Here is a 21,037-nt window from a genome sequence, read left to right on the forward strand (position 1 = left end):
GTGGAGCTGACCAACGAATTCCGCGTCGCGGTGCCCGCCGCCAAGACCTGGGAGGTGCTCACCGACGTCGAGCGGGTGGCGCCGTGCCTGCCGGGCGCCACGCTGCTCTCCGTCGACGGCGACGAGTTCACCGGCGCGGTCAAGGTCAAGGTCGGCCCCATCACGGTGTCCTACAAGGGCGTTGCGGCGTTCGAGGAGAAGGATGCGACGGCCCGGCGGGTGGTGCTGCGCGCCACCGGCAAGGAGACGCGCGGGAACGGTAGCGCGGCGGCCGTCGTCACCGCTCAGTTGAAGGACGAGGGTGACGCCACCTCCGTCTACATCAGCACGGATCTGCAGATCTCCGGCAAGGCGGCGCAGTTCGGCCGCGGGGTGCTGGCCGACGTGGCAGGCAACCTGATCGGTCAGTTCGCGAAATCACTGGAGGCCAGCGTGCTCGGCGACTCGACGCCGGCGGCCAACGCACCGGCCGGCGCCGCGGCCGACGCACCATCGGCGGCGGGCGTAGCGGCCGTCGCGGCCGATGCCGGTGACTCGGTGGACCTGCTGAAGGTAGTCGCCCTGCCGATGGCGAAGCGGGCCGCGCCGGTGCTGGCCGGCCTGGCGGCCGGGCTCACCGTCGGACTGCTGGTGGGCAGGCGCAGGCGCACCCACCCGGCGGCGGTGCTCGCCGACGACCTGCAGGCGGCACTGGCCCGGCTGCTGGCGTCATGAAAGCCGCCCCGTTCGAATACCACCGCCCCGGCTCGGTCAAGGAGGCGGTCGAACTGCTCGCCGAGTACGGCGACGACGCCAAGATCCTCGCCGGCGGGCAGAGCCTGGTGCCGATGCTGGCGATGCGGTTGACGCACTTCGAGAATTTGATCGACATCTCCCGCGTCGCCGAGCTGCAGGGCATCGACCTGGACGGCGACGACGTGGTGATCGGCGCGGGCACCCCGCACGCGTTCGTCGGCATGGACGACGAGGTCGCCGAGTCGGCGCCGCTGCTCACGCTCGCCACGCCGCACATCGGGCACTTCCAGATCCGCACCCGCGGCACCCTTGGCGGTGCGATCGCCCACGCCGATCCCGCAGCCGAGTACGCCGCCGTCGCCCTGGCCCTCGACGCGCAGATGGACGCGGTGTCGACACAGGGCACCCGCCAGATCGCGGCGTCCGAGTTCTTCACCGGACTGTGGGAGACCTCGCTGGCCGCCGACGAGATCCTCACCTCGGTCCGGTTCCCCGTGTGGGGCGGGCGCACCGGGTACGCCATCGAGGAGTTCGCGCGCAGGCACGGCGATTTCGCAATCGCCGGCGCGGTGGTGGCCGTCGAGGTGGACGGCGACGACCGGGTTGCACGGTGCGGCATCGGATTGCTCGGCCTGGGATCCACGCCGGTGCGCGGCTCCGCGGGCGAGGAGGCGATCGTCGGGCGTCCGGTCACCGAACTGAGCGCCGACGAGATCGGCCGCATGACCATGTCGGCCCTCGACGACGTCCCGGCCGATCTTCAGGGATCCGCCTCATACCGCCGCCGCGTCGGCGCCGCGATGGTGTCACGCGCGTTGCACTCGGCCATCGCAGAGGCCACCAGCGAGGAGAAGACGGAGGTGACGCTCAGTGCATGAGCTACCGGTCGAGTTGAATGTCAACGGAATCGAGCACCGCGGCACCGTCGAACCGCGGGTCACGCTCGCCGACTTCCTGCGCGAGCAGTGCGGCCTGACGGGCACACACCTCGGATGCGAGCACGGCGCATGCGGCGCCTGCACGGTGCTGCTCGAGGGCCAGGCCGTGCGGTCGTGCCTGATCTTCGCGGTCCAGGCCGATGGCCAGGAGGTCACCACCGTCGAGGGCATCGCGGCGCCCGGCGGCGAGCTGTCACCGGTGCAGTCCGCGATGCGCGACTGCCACGGACTGCAGTGTGGTTTCTGCACACCGGGATTCGTCACCTCCATCACGGCGCTGCTGCGTGACAACCCCGACCCGACGGACGCCGAGATCCGCGAGGGCCTGTCCGGCAACTTCTGCCGGTGCACCGGATACCAGGGCATCGTCAACGCCGTGCACCAGGCCGCCGAGAGCACTCGCGCCGCGAAAGAGGTCAGCCCGCAGGCGCTGTGACGACCAGGAGCGACGGTCGCCTCAAGCGGCCACCCGTCGTCACGACCGTGAGGATCGAAATCGTCTGACCCACTTTGCCACCGAGGCCGGTGCCGTCGATGAGGGCGGCCACCGGTGGCGGCAGCGTCGCCGCCGCCTCCGACTGCGGGTCCATCAAATGAGCCTCCCACGGATCGGTCCGAGAGAAGTGGGTCTCGTCGGCCTGGGCAATACAGCCGCGAGCAGACACAAATTCGCATTGATCTCGGCCTCGATGTGCGAATTTGTGTCTGCTCGCCGGTGATCAGCGCAGGAACCGGACGAGGTAGGACGGCAGGCGGCGGGCGGGCACCGCCCTCGGCCAGTCGCGGGCCCGAAAGTGGGCGTCGGTGCCACCATCGACGAACACCACGCTGCCGCACAGGAAGTCGGCAGCGTCGGACAGCATGAAGCAGACCCACTCGGCCAGCTGGGCGGCATCGCCGAAGCCGCCGATGGGCACCGGGAAGCGCCGTACCGCCCTCGCCTGCGTGGGATTGGCCAGTTGGTCGGCGAGCAACGGGGTCATCACCGCACCGGGGGCCAGCGCGTTGAGGCGGATTCCGGCGCCCGCCCACTCCGGTCGTACCGCCTGTGCGCGCACCCATCGGCTCACCGCAATCTTCGACGCCGCGTACATCATCGTCCCGTCGGCGGGACCGAAGCGTCGCACGGCGCGCACCGCCCGGTCGGCGTCGCCGGCCAGCAGCGCCTGCACCGCCCGCCGGGGCACCGCCGGGATTGTCGTCGTCGAATTGCTGGACAGCACCACCACCTTCGCTCTCGTTGCTGCCGTGAGCGCCGGTCGCCAGTGCTCGAGCAGGTCGACGACGCCGAAGTGGTTGACCTGCGCGATGGTGCGGCACCGGTCACGTCCGCGGCCGGGGCCGAGACCGGCGGCGAGCACGGCGCCGTCGAGGCGCCCGTCCGCCGCGGCCAGCACGTCGCGTGCCGCGCCGATGCGGCCGTCGCGCGTGGAGAGGTCGGCGACGACGTCGGTCTGCTGGAGATCCACACCGATGACGGTGTGGCCGTCGGCGCGCAGCCGGTGCACGGTCTCGAACCCCATGCCCGAGGCCGAGCCGGTGACGACGTAGGTGCCCACGTCAGTAAATGTGGCAGACCGGCTCACCGGGATCCTGTCCGGGGCGCAATCCCGCGGTTCGCCTGGGACGTGGGGCTAGCCTTGACCGTAGGCACACACGGTCCGTCTCAGCCGCGACGCCAGAGGAGCAGCGTGTGGTCACTTTGGACCGATTGGTGAATGTACTGGGCGCCTATGGTGTTCGGCTGCGATCGTGCCCCATTCCGCGCTCCACCGGGTTGGCCGGCGTCGTGGTGCACGAGGACGTCGACGGCCGGACCGTCGTCGGGGACGTGTTGTTGGCCATCGGCGCCGCCACGGTGGCCGAGGCGGTGCAGTGGGCGGCGTCGGCCCGCGCGGCGGTCGTGTTCGTTCGCGACACTGCGGAGGACGACGCGGGAGCCGAGGCGGGCCCGGCCGACATCGCGGTGCTGGCGGTGGACCCGGCGATGTCCTGGAGCGAACTGGCCGCCGTGGTCTACGGCCTGGTGCTCGAAGGCCGCGAGACCGACTCCGGTCGCGGACCCACGGATCTATTCGCACTGGCCGACAGCCTGGCCGAGGCGACCGGCGGCGCGGTCACCATCGAGGACCCGCTCTCGCGCGTGCTGGCGTACTCCATGGTGCAGAGGAATGCCGACGACGCACGCACGGCGACGATCATGGGCAGGCAGGCACCCGAGCGCCTTCGCGAGTTCTTCGACGAGCGTGGGATCTCCGCGCATCTCGCGGTGTCCGACGAGCCGCTGTTCGTCGGTGCCGCTGCCGATCAGGGCCTTTCCGGCCGGATGGTCGTGGCCGTGCGCTCGGCGCGGGTGCTGATGGGTTCGGTGTGGGTGTCGTGCACGGCTCCGTTGGAGGGCGAGGCACTCACCGCTCTGACCGACGGCGCCCGCACGGTGGCACTGCATCTGCTGCGGTCCCGGGCCAGCGCGGATCTCGAACGCCAGGTGGAGTCGGAACAGGTGATCCGGCTGCTCGACGGCGGCGCCGACGCGACGGCGTCGACCAGCAGGCTCGGGCTGCCGCAGGGACCCATGCGGGTCATCGCGCTGCAGGCCGCCGTCGCCTCCGACCGCGATGCCCCGCTGCTGTTGCTGTTCGACCGCGCCACCAGTGGATTCGGCTGGTCGCGGCCCGGTCGCAGCGCTTTGGCCGGGAACACCGTCTACACACTGCTGCCGGGTGAGCAGGCCGCCGCGGCTCGCCGCTGGGTCGCCGGACTACGGGCGGCACTGCCCGACCGGGTGACGGTGGTGGCAGGCATCAGCAAGCCCGCAGCGGTACCGGACCTGCCGGCGGCACGCCAGGAGGCCGACGAGTGTCTGGCGTTGCACGAGACGCGGCCGCCGGCAACCGAGCCGCCTGCCTACGACGAATCGTGGGACGAGATCGTGCTGGCTCGGCTGCGGATGGCGGCACGCTCGGGCCGGTCGCCGGGCCGGGGGCCGGTGGCCGAACTGCGCCGCCATGACCGCGCCCACGCCACCGAGTACGTGGCCACGCTGAGGGCCTGGCTCGAGGCCCTCGGAGACCCCACCGAAGCCGGCGAACGCCTGGGAGTGCACGAGAACACCGTGCGGTACCGCCTGCGCAAGATGGCCGAGATCACCGACCTGCAACTGGACGACGCGCGCAAGCGGCAGGCGATGTCGATCGAACTGGCGGCCGCCGAGACCGACTGACCCCGCGCCGGGTCGGGCGTTGTCGCATCGGCACAACGCCGTCGAAGCGGGTTGTCGGTTCCGGGCAAGCCGTGTCGTCTCCCTGCACACCACCATGGGACTGACACCCGAGGAGGTATGTGATGGCAGGCCACGAGCGCATCGACGGCGGACCGCGATCGGCGATCGTGGTCGGTGCAGGCATCGTCGGGCTGTCCACGGCGTGGTTCCTGCAGGAGCGCGGCGTCGACGTCACCGTGGTCGACCGCACCGGTGTGGCCGCCGGAGCGTCCTGGGGTAACGCCGGCTGGATCGCGCCCACGCTGACCCTGCCGCTGAACTCCCCCGCCGCGCTGCGGTACGGGCTGCGCGCGCTGCGCGACCCCGCCGCACCGCTGCACATCCCACTCACCGCGGACAGCGGGCTGGGACGCTTCCTGTTCCAGTTCGCCGCCAGCTGCCGACGGTCGACGTGGCGACGCGCGGTGCGCGCCAACCTGCCGCTCAACGAAGAGTGCATCGAAGCCTTCGACGTGCTCGTCTCCAACGGGGTCGACGCACCGGTGACCGATGCCCCCATCACCGCGCTGTTCCGCAGCGCCGACGACTCGCGGCACATGCTGGCCGAACTCGACGGACTGTCCGAAGCCGGCCAGTCGGTGGACGTCACCCACCTCAGCGGTGCAGCGCTGCGCGAACAGGTGCCGCTCGCCTCGCCGGCGATCACCGCCGCGATCAACGTCAACGGACAGCGCTTCATCGACCCGGGCCGCTTCGTACACGCGCTGGCCCGCGCTGTCGTCGGCCGCGGCGCCACGATCCACACCGCGGAGGTCCGGGGCGTGTACAGCACTGGAAGCGGCGCTGAAGTGTGTCTGCGCGACGGCGATCCCATGACCGCGGACGCCGTGGTCGTCGCCACCGGCGCGTGGCTGTCACGGTTGGCCGGCCGACTGCGCGTGCCCGTGCAGTCCGGGCGCGGCTACTCCTTCACCGTGCCCGTGGACCGGCCGCTACCGGGACCCTTCTATCTCCCCGGCATCCGGGTGGCGTGCACGCCCTACCGCGACGGGTTGCGCGTCTCGGGAACGATGGAGTTCCGCGACCCCTACGAACCGGCGGTGCCGGCACGGGTGGGCGCCATCGTCGCCTCGGCAGGCTCACTGCTCGATGGTGTCCGCTGGGCCGAGCGCACGGACGTCTGGGTCGGGCCGCGGCCGGTGACGCCCGACGGTCGGCCGCTGGTCGGCGAGATGTCGCGCAACGTGTACGTGGCGGGCGGACACGGCATGTGGGGCCTGGCGCACGGACCGGTCACCGGGCGCCTCCTCGCCGAACAGATCACCACCGGCAAGCAACCGGACGCGCTGCGGGAACTCGATCCCCTGCGCCGCACCGGGCGATGAACTGCCCACCGGCTCATAGATTTTGACCCCTTGACCCAGGCCCCACCGCGGGCCCGCGAGTCGTCAGGGGCGGAGCTCTCCTTCGCCCGCCCCTGACGGCAATCCTCGGTACCGGAAGGAATCCACATGATCGTGAAGCACACCGTCTGGCTGTCTCCGCACGCCTACGAGCACCTGCAGGACGAACTGGCCACGCTGCGCCGGCTCACCACCATCAGGACCGGCGACGCGGACACCGACGAGAACGCCACCGCCGTCCAGGCCGCCCGGCGCAGCCGCATCCAGCAGATCCACGACCTGCTGATGAACGCCGTCGTCGGCGAGGATCCGCCCAACGATGGCATCGCCGAACCCGGCATGGTGGTGACCGTCCGCTACGACGACACCGGCGAAGCAGAGACCTTCCTGCTCGGTGTGCGTGGCGCCGAGTACGGCGACCTCGACGTCTATTCGGTGGACTCGCCGCTCGGCGCCGCCATCGTCCGCGCCCGCCCGGGTCAGCGGTGCACCTACACGACGCCCAACGGAGAGACCCTCACCGTCACGATGCTCAGGGCCGTCCCCCACGGCATCCACAGCCTCACCGGCTGATCTCTGCGCCGGCCGGTTGTCGGTCGGCGACAATCGACGACGACGATGTTGTCCGCTTGGCGCAGGCAGCCGGGCGGCTGTGTCGACGACAATGGAGTGTGTGGCCAGCAGGTTTCGGCCACCTACTTTCCGCGACGCGCCACGCCATACGCGACAGGCCGTGCGACGCGGATCAGTTCGCACAGTCGCGCGCTGAGCACAGTCGCGATGACCAACGAACACACGAGGAGGCGAAAACCCATGTATGCCAACGCTGACATCTGGATCGAGCAATGGGAGGCCGAAGGCGGCGCGCTGTCGTAGCGCACCCACGGCCCAGACGAACGAAAGAACCCGTAGTGAGGAGCGAGAAGTGATAAGACCAGGCAGACCTTGGACGAGTCTGGCGGCGCTGGTGGTGGGCATCGGCGCCGTCATCGGTGCGTTCGCGTTCTCGTCGACTCAAGTGGGGCAGGGCCTCACGCTCGGATTGGGTGCGTTCATCGTCTTCTTCGCCTCGATGTCACTCCTCGCCCGAGACCCCGTCCCGGGACACTGGGGAGTCCTGGTCGCGGGTCTGACATTGGCCGTCGTGCCGTGGCTCGGCGCGGGCTTCGTCCCCGACCGCGGCGCCGCGTGGACCGCCGGGGTGGCCGGCGTGCTGGCCCTGATTTGCGGCGGCATCGGCTGGGTAACCGGAGAACCGCCGACCAAGCTCGGCATCAACGAGTACGGCAGCCGCGAGGTGCAGCCCGGCGTGATCGCGAAGTGGCTCAGTGGTTCTGCCCTGGCGCTGGGCGCCGTCGCGGCGGTGCTGGCCGCCACGTTCGTCCGCACGTCGGCGGCAGCGACCGTCGTCATCGCCGGCGCAGGCGTCCTCATCGCGGTGACGGCGCTGTGGTCGCTGCTCACCGCCGATCCCACCCGCGATTACTTCAAGCTGGCCGTCGTCGGGCTGGCGCTGTTCATGGCGCCGTGGGTGGTCGGCTTCACCACCGGAATGGGCGCATCGACGGCGTGGTCGCTCGGCTTCGCCGCGACGGCGCTCGGAGTGGCCGGATACCTGCGCGGTGAACACCTCGACGCGGCAACCGTGGTCCGCGACGATGCCCGCACCCGCTACCGCGAACGCGTCCACGCGGTCCGGTGATCAGCGTCGCCCCGGAGGCCGCGGCGCGTGCAGATCGAAGCGGACGCCGACCATGCGGACGGTGAAGCAGACCGCCGCCGCGGCGAGTGCCGCCACCGTGCCGCGGTACCCGAGGCCGTAGGCCGCCGCCGCGCAGCCCGCCCCCAGCAGCGCTGGAATGGCGTACAGCTCGCTGCGCAGCACGACCGGTACCCGGCCGATCATCACGTCCCTGATCGTTCCGCCGCCCACGGCGGTGATCGTGCCGACGATCATCGCCTGTGGCACACCGAATCCCATGTCGAGTGCCTTCACCGCGCCCAGCACCGCGAATACGCTCAGCCCGACCGCGTCCAGGACGGTGATCACGGTGGCCAGCTTCTCGAGCACATGGCTCAGCGCGAAGGCCGTCAGGCCGCCGGCCGCCGCCAGCGCCAGGTAACGCCAGTCGACGAAGGTGGCAGGCGGCAGGTCGTCGAGCAGCACGTCGCGGATCGTGCCGCCGCCCAGGCCGGTGAACATGCCGAGGGTGATCACCCCGAAGATGTCGAGGCGTTCGGCGCGTATCGCGGTCAGCGCACCGTTGAGCGCAAAGGCGAACGTGCCGGCCAGGTCGAGCACCAGCAGGAGCGGCGTCTCGGCCAGCATGGCGCCAGGTATACCGCGCTCGGGTGTTACTTGGCGACCACTCCGCGCAGACCGTCGGCACCGAACAGCTGCTCGAGCATGCCGGACATGTCCGGCCCGCGGCGCAGGCCGTGGCCGCCGTCGACGTTGATCACCTGCCCGGTGATCCACTCCGCGGCGTCGCTGAGCAGGAACACGCAGAGGTTCGCGATGTCGGTGACCTCGCCGAAGCGGGGCAGCGGAGTGCAGGCACGGTAGTCCGCCGACACCTCCGGGGACTCCAGGATCGGGCCAACCAGGTCGGTCTGGATCAGGCCGGGACGGATGCCGTTCACGCGCACCCAGGACGGGCCGAGCTCGTCGGCGGCCAACATCATGATGTGGTCGAGCGCCGCCTTGCTCGGACCGTAGGCGCCGAACCAGCGGTGGACGTTGCTCGACGCGATCGACGAGATCCCGACGAACGATCCGCCGCCGCCGCGGACCAGCTCCCGCGCGGCGTGCTTGAGCACGTACATCGTGCCGTTGACATTGAGATCCACCGTGCGCCGCCAGGCGTCGGAGTCGATCTGCGTGATCGGACCGATGGTCTCCGAACCGCCCGCGCTGTGCACCACGCCGTGCAGGCGCCCATGCCAGGCGGTGGCCGCGTCGACGAGGCGGGCCGCCTCGTCTTCGTTGGTGATGTCGGTCGGTTCGTAACGCACCGAGTCATGACCGCCGAGCTCTTCGGCGACGGCAGCCAGCCGGTCGGCGTTGCGGCCGGCCAGCATCACCCTGCCACCGGCCGCCACCACCGCGGCCGCCACGCCCTTGCCGATGCCGCTGCCACCACCGGTGACCACGTACGTCCGATCCGCCAACGACAGCTGCACCGCGACCCCTTAAGCCAAGTTTACTAGAACAGGTTCTAGTTATACGTCACGGCTGATCGCGCCGGGCCGGCTTCGGTGCGCCAAGCGTCCGCCAGTCCGGGACATCGGGCGGCAGGCCGAGCGGCAATCGGTTCTCGTTGTGCGCGGCCCAGTGCGCGTGGCCGAGTTCGTGGATGTGGAAACCGTGCCGAAGCGCCTCGGTGAACCCCATCGCGTCGCTGGCCGCGTTCACCGAATCCTTGATCAGCAGCGCCGCCATCGTGGGCCGTTCGGCGATCCGGCGGGCGAACTCGAGCGTCTTGTCCGTGAGCTCCTCGACCGGGAAGATCTTGGACACCATGCCCAGCCGGTAGGCATCCTCGGCGTCGATCGAATCACCGGTCAGCAGCAGCTCTTTGGCCTTGCGGGGACCGAACTCCCAAGGGTGTGCGTAGTATTCGACGCCCGGCATCCCGAGCCGGACGCCCACCACATCGCTGAACTTCGCGTCGTCCGCGGCGACGATGAGGTCGCACGCCCAGATCAGCATCAGCGCGGCGGAGATGGCGTTGCCCTGCACCTGCGCGATGGTGATCTTGCGCAGATCGCGCCAGCGCTTGGTGTTCTCGAAGTAGAAGTGCCACTCCTGCAGGTAGAGCTTCTCCATCGAGGCGGACCGCGTCGCGCCGTGTGAGCGGAAGGTCGGATGCTGGTCGGGCCCGGGCTTGCGCTCGGCCAGGGCTGCCTCAGAGCCGAGGTCGTGTCCGGCCGAGAAGTTCTTCCCGCGGGCGGCAAGGATCACCACGCGCACCTGGTCGTCGGCCTCGGCGCGGGTGAAGGCCTCGTCGAGCTGCACGAGCAGGGTGCGTGACTGTGCGTTCTGCGATTCCGGCCGGTTGAGCCAGATGCGAGCTATCCGGCCCTCGTCGAGGGTTTCGTATGTCACCTGCTCATCGGCCATGGCAGGCACATTACGGGCACCGCGCGGCCCGTCTTCACGCCGTCGCGGCCATGATCAGCTACACCCTGTAGTAACAGGCGATCAACCGGGCGCCCGCGAAGTCGCCTAGAGTTGGGGTATGCCCGCAAAAACTGAAGCCGCCGAGCTCGGCGACGTCGAACCATTGGCCGACAGCACTGCCCGTCAGGCCAGGCAGGTGGTCGCCGCCTACGCCACCGATGCCGACGAATGCCGGGTCTTCCTCTCGATGCTCGGCATTGGACCGTCGAAAATCGAGGCGTAGGTGTCACCGGAGGCCGGCGCACAGTCCGACTCCGGGGACTCTGACTTCGTCGTCGTGGCCAACCGGCTGCCGATCGACATCGAGCGCCACCCGGACGGCACCACGACCTACAAGCGGAGCCCCGGTGGCCTCGTCACGGCGCTGGAGCCGCTGCTGCGTAAGCGGCACGGGGCATGGATCGGCTGGGCGGGCGTCCCCGACAGCGACGAAGACCCGATCGACGACGACGGCCTGCAGCTGTACCCGGTGTCGCTGTCCGCCGACGACGTCGCCAAGTACTACGAGGGCTTCTCCAACGCCACGCTGTGGCCGCTCTACCACGATCTGATCGTCAAGCCGATCTACCACCGCGAATGGTGGGAGCGCTACGTCGAGGTCAACCGGCGGTTCGCCGAGGCCACCGCACGTGCGGCCGCAAAGGGCGCGACGGTGTGGGTGCAGGACTATCAGCTGCAGCTGGTTCCCAAGATGCTGCGGATGCTGCGGCCCGACCTCACCATCGGATTCTTCCTGCACATCCCGTTCCCGCCGGTCGAGCTGTTCATGCAGATGCCATGGCGCACCGAGATCATCGAGGGTCTGCTGGGCGCCGACCTGGTGGGCTTCCACCTGCCCGGCGGCGCGCAGAACTTCCTGATCCTGGCCCGCAGGCTGGTCGGGGCCAACACCTCACGCGGCAACGTCGGTGTGCGATCCAGATTCGGTGAGGTGCAGGTCGGCTTCCGCACCGTCAAGGTCGGCGCGTTCCCGATCTCCATCGACTCGGCCGAGCTCGACACCAAGGCACGGAACCGGGAGATCCGGCAGCGGGCCCGCGCGATCCGTGCCGAGCTCGGAAATCCCCGCAAGATCATGCTGGGGGTCGACCGGCTCGACTACACCAAGGGCATCGACGTCCGCCTGCACGCGCTGTCCGAACTGCTCGACGAGAAACGGGTGGACCGCGACGACACCGTGCTGGTGCAGCTGGCGACCCCGAGCCGGGAACGCGTCGAGAGCTACATCGCGATGCGCGAGGACATCGAGCGTCAGGTCGGCCACATCAACGGCGAGCACGGCGAAGTCGGCCATCCCATCGTGCACTACCTGCACCGGCCGATTCCCCGTGAAGAGTTGATCGCGTTCTTCGTCGCCGCGGACGTCATGCTGGTCACGCCGCTGCGCGACGGGATGAACCTGGTGGCCAAGGAGTACGTGGCCTGCCGCAGCGATCTCGGCGGCGCGCTGGTGCTCAGCGAATTCACCGGAGCCGCAGCCGAACTGCGCCAGGCATACCTGGCCAACCCGCATCACCTCGAGGGCGTCAAGGACGCGATCGAGGCGGCGCTGACCCAGGCGCCAGAGGAGGGCAGGCGCCGGATGCGCGCGCTGCGCAGGCAGGTGCTCGCCCACGACGTCGACCGGTGGGCGCGGGCCTTCCTCGACGCGTTGGCCGACACCAAGTCAGCGCGCTCCTAGATCGGCGTGATGTAACTGATCAACCACTTGCCGTCGATTCGCTTGTACTCCACCCGCAGCCGCGCGCCGTCGTAGATCGGTTGGTCGCGATTCGACTTCTCGGACACCGTGCGGTTGATGTAGACCATCACCGCTGCCGAGTTGCGCTGCGCATTAAGCACTCCGACGCCGACTACGTTGGCTTGGCTCACGACCTCCCGCTCCCGCGCCTGCGGAATGATGTCGGCATTCGCCCTCTGCTCGAACTCCCTGCGGTAGTCGGGCGTGAGCAGGTTGTATGAATCGATGAGGTTGCGCTCGACCGTCTTGTAGTCGTAGGTGAATACGGTCGGGATTTGTTTCTGCGCAAGTGGTCCGAGTTCCTCGCGCGCTGATTGCTCTCCACGCGTCTCCACCCGCTGCCAGTAGAGGCCACCACCCACGGCGGCCAGGCTGACGAACGCAACTGCCATCAGCCCGATGATCCCGCTGACGAGCCAGCGCATCAGTTGCCGCCGTTGGGATAGTTGAGGTCGTAGGCCGTCATCCGCCCGTTGTCATCCTCGTGCACGACGATGCGCAGCCGGTACGGCTGCGATGGCCTGTTGTTGCCGTCCATGTCGCTGGCCGTGACCCGAGCCGACACCAACACCGCCGCGTTCTTGCTGATGTCGTCGATGCTTTCCAAAGCAGCGCCGTTGATCACCGTCTCAGAACTGCCGCCGGTGTCCCGGAAAATCGCCTTGAGGTTCACCACGTTGTTGTTCTGGCTGAACATGTCGCGCAATGGCCCGCTGGTGCCGTCGTAGAAACGGTCGACACTCTCGTCGATGGTGTCCTGCCTGAAGCTGAACATGTTCACCACGGTCTGTGTCGCCGTGTCGACGAACCGCTGGTTGCGTGCTTGCGTTGCTTCTGTGTGTTGTTTCTGGACGATCAGTACCGCCACTGCAACGCCGAGAACACTCGTCGCGACGAGCCCAGACACCAAAGCAACGATTGCGACCAGCCGTCGGTGCGCCTTCCGGCGTGGTGGGGGCGCAGCCTTGCGGAACTTGCGCGCAGACGTTGCACCGGTCGGCTTCGCGGTCTGAATGCGTGCGACGGTGGCCTCGGCAGCTTTACCGTTCGCCGGGCCTGCAGGCCGGGACGCGCGGCGACGTCGGGCCTGTTCCGGACGGGCCGAAGTAGGCGTCATCAGGTCCGCCTTGGATAGAGCATGAGATCAACCCAATTCTCCTGCGGCGGCATGTCAGCGATACCGGGGGCGTACACCCCGCTACCGCCGGCCGGATCGACGAAAACTCCGGTGTTCTGGTCATACGTCCCGTAAGCCGCCCCGCTCGCCTGCGGCATCGGTGCAGCGGGTGGCGGCGGAGCTGCGGGTGGCGGCGGAGCTCCGGGGGCTTGCGGCAGAGCCGCGGTGTTGTAGGGCCCAGCGAATATCGGCGGCGGTGTTGGAGGACCGTTGATCGCCGGCCCGACCGGCGGCGGTGGCCATGCCTCCGGGTACGGCGCCGGCGGTATCCACGCCGTCAGCGGCGGTGGCGGTGGGCCATCGTTCGGAGGCGGAATGTACGGCCACGGTTGATGTGGCGCCGGCCCCGGGCCGGTTTGGACCCCGGGCGGTACCAAACCCGGCGCGACGGGGTATCCCGGGTCCGGGTCGTTCTCAGGTGGGATGTAGGGAAACTTGTTGGGCGGGAAGATGTTGCGACCGTCCTCGGGCGTGTCGTCCTCCAGGACGTCCATCGGTGTGCCGATCGGCACCGGCGGACCGCGCCATGGGCTGTTACCGATCGGGACGTAGCCACGGGGGTCGCGGCACAACTGAATGGTCGGCGCGCGCTTGCCGGGGAACTCCTGACAGGGATAGTTTCTCGCGCCGCGCACAACCATCGGATCGTTCTGCGCGACTTTGCAGTACAAGTCATTGGGTAGCTCGCGCAGCGTGGTGTCGCCTGGCGTGCGAATCTCCGACGGCGGCAGGAATCCGGTGTTGCACGGCGGCGGATCGTTGATCGAGATCTTGAAGTCCTGCTTGCCACCTTCGTCCGCGGGAAGTTGGCCGCCGATCGTCAACAGAGAAGCCTGCAGTGCAGGAAAGATGACCAGCGCCTGTTCGATCGACCTGTGGTAGATGACGCCCACCCGGCCGAAGTTGGCCAAGTTGGCCGCGAGCACCGGGAACGAGGGCCGAATGCCCGCAAACGTCTCGCCGGCTTCGGCGGCCGCCCCGGGTGCCTCCGCAAGCAGCGCACGCAGCTGCGGATCGGCGTTGACCACTTCGGTGGTCAATCGCGCAAGGCCGTCGGCCGACGACCGGATGTCATCGCCACTGCGAATCTGCGCCTCCAGGAACGGTTCCGCCTGGTCGATCAGCGCCGCGGTCTGCGGCCAACTTGCGTTGGCCTCGTCGATCAGCGACCGTGCCGATTGGATCAGTCGCGCCAGTTCGGGCCCTGAGCCGTTGAACGCGTCGAACGTCTCGCGTAGCAGGTCCTGGATGCGGGTGTTGTCGAGGCTGTTCACCAATCGGTTGGCCTCACCCAGCAACTCGGCGACGTCCTGCGGTATCGCCGTCCGTTCCTTCGGGATGGTCGCACCGTTGAGCAGCAACGCCGACGAGGGATCGGCGGGCGGAACGAAGTCCACGTACTGTTCGCCGATCGCAGACACACTCTTGACGGTGGCGGTCGAGTTCGCCGGGATCTTGACATCGCTGTTGAGTTCCATGTGCGCGGCGACGCCGTCGTCGGTCAACTCCACGGCCTGGACGCGGCCGGCTTGCACGCCGCGATACGTGACATTGGCGTTCTCATACAGCCCGCCGCCGGCGACGAATTCGGCCGTGACACCGTACACACCGACGCCCAGCCGGGCGGGTACACGGAGGTAGAAAAAGGAGATCGCGCCGACGGTGACCACGGTCACGACAGCGAAGATCATCAGTTGGATTCGCGCGGTTCGGTTGAGCATTACTCGGGCGGCACCTCCTGGCCCGACGCGGTACCGGGCGGGATCTTGAACGGATCAGCGGCCTGCCCGGACAGGTTCGCCATCTCCCCGGTCAAGAACTCCGGCGGGTTGACAACTTCGGCGAGGCGCTTCATGTTCGGGTCGAAGAACGACGTCGTGAAGATGGTCTCGCCGAGCCGGCGGATTGTCAGATCGAACGTGGAGAAGATGTTGAAGTAGTCACCCCTGGCCACTCGATGCAGATTCTTGCCCGGGAACGGGAAGGTCGCCAGGCTATCCAGGGAGGAGACGAGGTCCGCACGGTTGTCATTGAGCGGCTTGATCACCGCGTACAAGTCGATCAAGTCCTCCGCGAAATCGTCCTTGGTTTCGGCCAGGATGCGTGATCCGACGGTAGCGAAACTCTGCAGTGCGGCGAACGCGTCAATGATGTTCGTCCGATTGTCGTTGAGCACGCGCAGCGCTGCCGGAAGGGTGTCCAGGGTCCGGCCAAGACTGTCCTTGCTGCGGGCGAGGACTCCGGCGAATCGGTTCAGGCCTTCGACAGCGGCGATGATGTCGTCGGTCTGCCGATTCAACGACGCGGTCAGCTCGGCGAGCCGCGGGATCAGGCCCGCGAACTGGCCCTCACGGCCCGCCACCCCGTTGTAGACCTCTTGAGTAATATCCTGCAGCGCACCGAGATTGCCCTTGTTGACGACCACACCCAAGGCAGACAGTACTTCCTCGGTGGTGGGGTAGCGGCTGCCCTGGCTCCACGGGATCTCCGACCCGTCACGTAGCTCGCCCACCGGCGGTTGATCGACCGGAGCCGACAGCTCGATGTGCTGCGAACCCAATAGTGACGTCTGCGCGACCCTGGCCGTCGCGTTGGCCGGCAGCCGGACTTCGCGGTCGAGGGACAGTTGCACCGCAGCATAGAAGCTGCCATCTGCCCGCTGCACAGCCTCGACCCCCGACACGCTGCCGACGGTGACGTCGTCGACCATCACGGGCGAGTTCTGCGGCAGAGTGGCAACGTCGGGCAGCTCCACGGCGATGGTGTAGGCGCCCGCGCCGTGACCGGCCGTGCCGGGCATGTTCAGCGAGTTCAGCCCGCCGAACTGGCACCCGGTGAGCAGGACTACGCCGGACCCGATGGCCACCATGCGCCTGCTCACGCGGCCACTATTGATGGTCAACGACATTCGCGTCATCCTCCGCCTCCATGTTGTTGCGGAGCGATCGGCTGCACCGGCGCGCCGATCTCGGCCGGAAGCGGACCGGGCGCAGCTGGTGCCGGCGGCGCACCCGGAGCCGGACCGGGCGGCGGACCACCGGGCGCTGGACCGGGCGGCAGTACCACCGGACCAAGCGTGTACGGCTGCGCAGGCGGCGGCGGACCAGGAACCGGGTTCGGGGGCAGCAGCAACGACGTGGGATCTCCTCCCTCACCGGCACGGGGCGGGAACCGCCCGTCGCTGGGGATCCACTCGAGGTGCGGGATGTAGGTTTGCGCCTTGGCCTCAGTCGCCGGGGTGTCGTAGATCACCTGGCCCTTGTACGCGGTGATCGTGTTGATCCCGTGCGCCATGAAGGGCGGGTAGTTCACCGCCAGGCGCTTGAGCACCGGAGCCATCCGCTGGCGGCAGATCTCGGATCGCTTGTCATAATCGGGCATCCCCGCCGCGTCGAAATTTCCGCAGATGAACTGCACCGGATTGGCGAATTCCGGCAGGCCCAGAAGACCATTGGCGGTGCCCTGGGCCGGGTTGTAGATGTTGTAGAAGTTGGCCATCGCGTTCGGCAGGACGTGCAGTATCTGCTCGACGTCGTCGGTCTGGGTTGTCAGGATGCTGGTGAAGTCGGTCAACCTGTTGACGTTGTCGATCAGCACCGCGTTGTTCTCGTCGAGGAAGCCGCGGACGTCAGACAGTGCCTGGTTGAGACTGCCCAAGGTGTCGTCCAGCCCCACCGCGCTGTCGGCCAACACCTGAGAGACCGAGGCCAAATGCCCGCTGAACTGCACGATTTGCTCGTTGCTCCTCGACAGCGCGTCGACCAGGATCTGCAGGTTCTTCACCGTGCCGAACAGGTCCATGCGTGAGTCGCCCAGCCGCCCCGCAGTCTGCGACAATTCGCGCACGGCTTGCCGAAACGAGTCGCCGTTTCCGTCGAAGGTATCGGCGGCCTGATTGACGAAGCTGCTCAACGGGCCGTGAACTTCGCCCGCCGACGGTCCGAGCTGCCGGCTGAGCCTGGTGAGCTCGGTCTTGACGTCGTCCCACTCGACCGGCACGGCGGTGCGGCCCAACTCGATGGTGCCGCCATCCTCCATCGCCGGACCCTGACTATAGGTAGGGGTCAGCTGAATGAACCGGGCTGCCACGAGGTTCGGTGCAATGACCACCGCGCGAGCGTCGGCGGGCACTTTGACGTCTTCCTTCACCCTCATGGTGATCTTGACGGCATCGGCCTGCGGCGAGATGGATTCGATCGAGCCGATAGGCACGCCGATGATACGAACCTCGTCGCCCGGATAGACGCCCGCCGCCGAGGTGAAGTATCCGACCACTGTGTACGTGGAGACTCGCGGCCACACCAAGAAGACGCCACCGATCAGCGCCACCAGCAGCGCGGTGATGACGCCGTAGCGCAAGAGGCGGCTCACGGCGACTTCGGCCTTATTATCAGCCGCTCGTTGATGAACCCGCGTAGAAGGTCGGCGAGGCTGTCCGGAATCTTGCCCGGTTGGAAGTAGAGATCCAGTAGCAGGGCCGACTGAGTAGTGTTCGGTATCGCATTGGGCAGGTTGACCATGAAACCCGAGCCGGAAGCGACCGACTCGCCGAGCGCAGTGGCGTAGCCCGGCAGACGCTTCAGCGCCTCACTGATGTGTTCACGGCGTTCGAGCAGGTTGTCCAACACCAGATTCAGTCTCCTCAGGGCGGGGCCGAATTCGCGGCGGTTATCGGCGACGAACCCCGAGATCTGCTGTGACACATCGTCGATGCCGGCGATCAGACTGCTCAGGGCGGCCCGTCGCTCATCGAGCGCGGCGAAGAGCTGATTGCCGTCGGTGATGAGCTGGTTCACCTGACCGGCCCGGTCGGCGAGCACCGCCGTCACCGACCTGGCGCGTGTCAACAGCTGACCCAGCGCTTCGTCGTTGGCGTTGATGCTGCGCGACAACGTGGCAACCCCGTCGAGCGTGCGGCGGAGCTCGGGCGTCGCGTCGCGGAACGAATCGGTCAGCACCTGCAACGCCTGGGTCAACTGATCCTTGTCGAGCACACCGGAATTCTGACCGAGGTCCTGCAGCGCCATGTTCAAGGTGTACGGAGCAGTGGTGCGGCTCAGGGGAATTGATGTCACCGATCCGCCACCCTGCGGAACGATCCCCAGCGACCTCTCCCCCAGAACGGTTTCGGTCCTGATCGACACGAGAGTCTGATCGCCGAGCCTGACCTTGCGGTCGACGGTGAATGCCACCTTTGCTGCGTCGCCGGCGAGGCCGACTTCGGTCACTTTGCCGACCGTGATGCCGGAGATGTTGACGTCGTTGCCCGGCGAGATACCACCTGCGTCGGCGAAGAAGGCCTCGTAGGACTTGCCTTGCGGATAGAACGGCAGGCTGGTGTATCCGAACGCGACGATCACGACACACGCCACGACCGCGATCCCGAAGATACCCGCCCGGATGGTCTTATCCATTGTCTGAACACCTGCCCTTCGACGGGTCCGGCACGCCACCGATCGGCAGGAAGATGTCGCTGCCTGCTGGGCCGTTGAATTTCAGCGTCACCGTGCAGATGTAGTAGTTGAAGTATGACCCGTACGCACCAAGGGAGTTGAGCCGCAGATAGTTCTCGGCCAACGGTTCGATGACTCGATTGACCTCATCCTTGCGATTGTCGAGCTCGGTCGCCAGCGGACGAAGGTTCTCGAGCACGCCCTGCAGCGGCCGTCGCGAATTGGCGAGCATGTCGGTCAGATCCGCTGAGGCGGATGCCAGCGGCGGAATGGCCCCTGCGATCGGGTCCCGGCCCTCCGCCAGTCCGCTGACCAGCTTTTGGAGCTCGTCCACGCTGGCATCGAACTCGACGCTCTTCTCGTCGATGGTCCCAAGCACCTCGTTGAGATTCCGGATCGCCTCGGAGATCACCTGATAGCGATCGCCCAGTGTCTGGCTGAATGTTCCGGTTTCCGAGAGCAATCGAGACAGCGCACCACCCTCGCCTTGCAGCGATTCGATGACCGCACCACTTATCTGGTTGATCTGCTCGCCATCGAGACCCTTGACCACAGGGCGCAAGCCACCGAGCAGAGCATCGAGATCCAAGGCCGGCTGGGTCTGGTCGATGGGAACCATGCCACCCGACGGCAACTTCCGAAGCTCGCCCGGACCCGAGGTGATCTCCATATAGCGGTCGCCGACGAGGTTCTCATAGCGGATCGCAGCCCGCGTCGAGGTGTACATCTGATACTTCTTGTCGATGTTGAACGCCACGTCAACGGTGTTGTCGGGGTTCAGTTTCACATCGCCGACACTGCCCACCGGAACGCCGGCGATCCGCACGTCCTCGCCGCCCTTCAGCCGCGAGGCGTCGGCGAACGTGGCGTGGTAAGAGTTGCTCGATGCGAACCGGATTTCGCCGAAAACCACCACCAGACCGGCGGAGATGAGCAGCATGACCACCGCGAAGACGCTCACCTTGATCAGATTTCCCCGGCGGCTCATCAGAAGTCGTCTCGTTCTGCGAATGCCCCGTTGAACAAGAACTGGAAGGTACTCGGGGCGTCGACCTGCACCTCGGTGAACGGCTCGTACGGAATGACAGCGTTGTCGGTGACCAGGAAAGGCGAACGGTAGAAGGAGCCGCCGAATTGCTTGCTGGGGAGGTTGGGTAGGCCGCGGCAGTTCGGACCACCCGACGCATTGACGATCGGCAGACTCTCTGGATACGTGTACGACGGCACGCCCAGCACGAAGCTGGAACTGACCATCGCGCCGGGTTTCATGCCACCGACGATGCTTCCACCGCGTTCGGCCCCCTTCTTGACACCCTGCACTATGCAGCCGAGTACCGGCGAATAGTCCCCCAGCACCGTCAACGGCGCTCGCAGCCGCTGGATCGCTGCGATGTAGTCGTCTGCCGCCGGCTCCAAGGTTGCGTATCCTTCGTTCGCCAAGCCGGTTGCCGCGAGCAGCGTCGCGTTGAGGTTCTCCTGCTCATCGACGATCGTGTTGCTGATGGTCGGCACGTTGTCGAGCACGGTGACCAGATCGGGAGCGGCATCGCCGTAGATGTTGGCGACCGTCGCTGTCTGCGCGAAGTCCGATTCGACAGTGGGCAACTTCGGGTTCAGTTGCGTCAGATACTGATTCAACCCTGCAAGGCTACCGCCGAATTCGTCACCATGACCGCGCAACCCCTCGGCGATCGCCGATATGGTCGCGTTGAGATTCATCGGGTCGACCTTGTGCAGCACGTCGATCAGGGTCTGGAACAGCGTGTTGGCTTCCAGTTGCACGGCTTGGGCGGCGACGGTCGCGCCGGGACGCAACGGCGCATCCGACGGTTGCTCCGGCGACATGAAATCTACTGACTTCGCACCGAACACGGTGGTGCTGGCGATTCGTACCAGCGCGTTCGACGGGACGAACCGCAACTGGTCCTCGTTGATCGCCAGCGTCAACTTCGCCTGATCGCCCGTGTAGGCGATGTCTTCGACCTTGCCGATCTGGATACCGCGGTACTTGACCTTTGCTTCCTTGTCCATCACCAACCCGGCCCGCGGTGACATCACCGTCACGGTCTCGGTCGGGCTGAACGCCGCGGTATACGACAGATAAGTCAACACCGTGAACGCCACGATGATCGTCGCCAGTGCTGCGGCGGCGATCCTGATCGCGGTGGTCCTCGACACGACGTC

Annotated in this window: 22 protein-coding genes; 9 read left to right on the forward strand and 13 right to left on the reverse strand. The window is 67.4% G+C overall.

Annotated elements, in window-relative coordinates; genetic code table 11:
* Genes O6P37_RS04325 through O6P37_RS04335 form a run of 3 tightly spaced genes read left to right on the forward strand, consistent with a single transcriptional unit; the run spans nt 1 to nt 2,109 of the window.
* Nucleotides 1-714, forward strand: coding sequence for an SRPBCC family protein (locus O6P37_RS04325; RefSeq protein ID WP_269892875.1), 714 nt, complete (start codon nt 1-3; stop codon nt 712-714).
* Nucleotides 711-1,613 carry an FAD binding domain-containing protein gene (locus O6P37_RS04330; RefSeq protein WP_269892876.1) on the forward strand — a complete coding sequence of 301 codons (903 nt, stop codon included), beginning with the start codon at nt 711-713 and terminating at the stop codon, nt 1,611-1,613. The genes O6P37_RS04325 and O6P37_RS04330 overlap by 4 nt, the downstream gene beginning before the upstream one ends.
* Nucleotides 1,606-2,109: a (2Fe-2S)-binding protein gene (locus O6P37_RS04335; protein ID WP_269892877.1), complete on the forward strand. Its 504-nt coding sequence runs from the start codon at nt 1,606-1,608 to the stop codon at nt 2,107-2,109. Before O6P37_RS04330 ends, O6P37_RS04335 begins: the two co-directional genes overlap by 8 nt.
* On the opposite strand, the gene O6P37_RS04340 is transcribed toward O6P37_RS04335, so the two are convergent.
* Both O6P37_RS04340 and O6P37_RS04345 read right to left on the reverse strand, forming a co-directional pair.
* A complete protein-coding gene (locus O6P37_RS04340) occupies nt 2,090-2,263 on the reverse strand; it encodes a hypothetical protein (RefSeq protein WP_269892878.1) in 174 nt (57 codons plus the stop codon). The genes O6P37_RS04335 and O6P37_RS04340 overlap by 20 nt on opposite strands.
* A 129-nt stretch (nt 2,264-2,392) precedes the next feature.
* Entirely contained in the window at nt 2,393-3,232 is an 840-nt protein-coding gene (locus O6P37_RS04345) for an SDR family oxidoreductase (protein ID WP_269892879.1), read from the reverse strand.
* Nucleotides 3,233-3,366: 134 nt separating this feature from the next.
* Here O6P37_RS04345 and O6P37_RS04350 point away from each other — a divergent pair, with 134 nt between their 5' ends.
* The 4 genes from O6P37_RS04350 (at nt 3,367) to O6P37_RS04365 (ending at nt 8,001) form a co-directional block, all read left to right on the forward strand.
* Entirely contained in the window at nt 3,367-4,896 is a 1,530-nt protein-coding gene (locus O6P37_RS04350; RefSeq protein ID WP_269892880.1) for a PucR family transcriptional regulator, read from the forward strand.
* A gap of 122 nt (nt 4,897-5,018) precedes the next feature.
* A complete protein-coding gene (locus O6P37_RS04355) occupies nt 5,019-6,281 on the forward strand; it encodes an NAD(P)/FAD-dependent oxidoreductase (protein WP_269892881.1) in 1,263 nt (420 codons plus the stop codon).
* Nucleotides 6,282-6,407: 126 nt separating this feature from the next.
* Nucleotides 6,408-6,872, forward strand: a complete 465-nt coding sequence (locus tag O6P37_RS04360; RefSeq protein ID WP_269892882.1) for a GreA/GreB family elongation factor — start codon at nt 6,408-6,410, stop codon at nt 6,870-6,872.
* Nucleotides 6,873-7,224: 352 nt separating this feature from the next.
* Entirely contained in the window at nt 7,225-8,001 is a 777-nt protein-coding gene (locus O6P37_RS04365; protein WP_269892883.1) for a hypothetical protein, read from the forward strand.
* Here the strand turns inward: O6P37_RS04365 and O6P37_RS04370 are convergent, their stop codons facing one another.
* The 3 genes from O6P37_RS04370 to O6P37_RS04380 are packed head-to-tail and all read right to left on the reverse strand — an operon-like array spanning nt 8,002 to nt 10,422.
* Nucleotides 8,002-8,628 carry a trimeric intracellular cation channel family protein gene (locus tag O6P37_RS04370; RefSeq protein ID WP_269892884.1) on the reverse strand — a complete coding sequence of 209 codons (627 nt, stop codon included), beginning with the start codon at nt 8,626-8,628 and terminating at the stop codon, nt 8,002-8,004.
* 26 nt (nt 8,629-8,654) lie between these two features.
* On the reverse strand, nt 8,655-9,482 hold the full coding sequence (locus tag O6P37_RS04375) for an SDR family oxidoreductase (RefSeq protein WP_269892885.1): 828 nt from the start codon (nt 9,480-9,482) through the stop codon (nt 8,655-8,657).
* A 46-nt stretch (nt 9,483-9,528) separates the two neighbouring features.
* Nucleotides 9,529-10,422, reverse strand: a complete 894-nt coding sequence (locus tag O6P37_RS04380; RefSeq protein ID WP_269892886.1) for an enoyl-CoA hydratase — start codon at nt 10,420-10,422, stop codon at nt 9,529-9,531.
* Between the two features lie 118 nt (nt 10,423-10,540).
* On the opposite strand from O6P37_RS04380, the gene O6P37_RS04385 reads away from it, so the two are divergent.
* A complete protein-coding gene (locus O6P37_RS04385) occupies nt 10,541-10,705 on the forward strand; it encodes a hypothetical protein (protein ID WP_264014052.1) in 165 nt (54 codons plus the stop codon).
* Nucleotides 10,706-12,163, forward strand: coding sequence for an alpha,alpha-trehalose-phosphate synthase (UDP-forming) (locus O6P37_RS04390; RefSeq protein ID WP_269892887.1), 1,458 nt, complete (start codon nt 10,706-10,708; stop codon nt 12,161-12,163).
* Here O6P37_RS04390 and O6P37_RS04395 read toward each other — a convergent pair.
* Genes O6P37_RS04395 through O6P37_RS04430 form a run of 8 tightly spaced genes read right to left on the reverse strand, consistent with a single transcriptional unit; the run spans nt 12,160 to nt 21,031 of the window.
* On the reverse strand, nt 12,160-12,648 hold the full coding sequence (locus O6P37_RS04395; protein ID WP_269892888.1) for a mammalian cell entry protein: 489 nt from the start codon (nt 12,646-12,648) through the stop codon (nt 12,160-12,162). The two genes, O6P37_RS04390 and O6P37_RS04395, sit on opposite strands and share 4 nt — an antisense overlap.
* Nucleotides 12,648-13,340: a mammalian cell entry protein gene (locus O6P37_RS04400; RefSeq protein ID WP_269892889.1), complete on the reverse strand. Its 693-nt coding sequence runs from the start codon at nt 13,338-13,340 to the stop codon at nt 12,648-12,650. Before O6P37_RS04400 ends, O6P37_RS04395 begins: the two co-directional genes overlap by 1 nt.
* Complete coding sequence (locus O6P37_RS04405) at nt 13,340-15,121, reverse strand: MCE family protein (RefSeq protein WP_269892890.1); 1,782 nt, start codon at nt 15,119-15,121, stop codon at nt 13,340-13,342. The genes O6P37_RS04400 and O6P37_RS04405 overlap by 1 nt, the downstream gene beginning before the upstream one ends.
* Nucleotides 15,121-16,317 (reverse strand): MCE family protein, encoded by a 1,197-nt coding sequence (locus O6P37_RS04410; protein WP_269892891.1) that lies wholly within the window; start codon nt 16,315-16,317, stop codon nt 15,121-15,123. The genes O6P37_RS04405 and O6P37_RS04410 overlap by 1 nt, the downstream gene beginning before the upstream one ends.
* Nucleotides 16,314-17,771: an MCE family protein gene (locus tag O6P37_RS04415; protein ID WP_269892892.1), complete on the reverse strand. Its 1,458-nt coding sequence runs from the start codon at nt 17,769-17,771 to the stop codon at nt 16,314-16,316. The genes O6P37_RS04410 and O6P37_RS04415 overlap by 4 nt, the downstream gene beginning before the upstream one ends.
* Nucleotides 17,768-18,814, reverse strand: coding sequence for an MCE family protein (locus tag O6P37_RS04420; protein ID WP_264014121.1), 1,047 nt, complete (start codon nt 18,812-18,814; stop codon nt 17,768-17,770). The genes O6P37_RS04415 and O6P37_RS04420 overlap by 4 nt, the downstream gene beginning before the upstream one ends.
* Nucleotides 18,807-19,841, reverse strand: coding sequence for an MCE family protein (locus O6P37_RS04425; protein ID WP_264014058.1), 1,035 nt, complete (start codon nt 19,839-19,841; stop codon nt 18,807-18,809). Before O6P37_RS04425 ends, O6P37_RS04420 begins: the two co-directional genes overlap by 8 nt.
* On the reverse strand, nt 19,841-21,031 hold the full coding sequence (locus tag O6P37_RS04430; protein ID WP_269892893.1) for an MCE family protein: 1,191 nt from the start codon (nt 21,029-21,031) through the stop codon (nt 19,841-19,843). The genes O6P37_RS04425 and O6P37_RS04430 overlap by 1 nt, the downstream gene beginning before the upstream one ends.
* Nucleotides 21,032-21,037: the final 6 nt, after the last annotated feature.

Source organism: Mycobacterium hippophais (assembly GCF_027529605.1).
In the GTDB taxonomy this organism is placed as follows: Bacteria; Actinomycetota; Actinomycetes; order Mycobacteriales; family Mycobacteriaceae; genus Mycobacterium; species Mycobacterium arseniciresistens.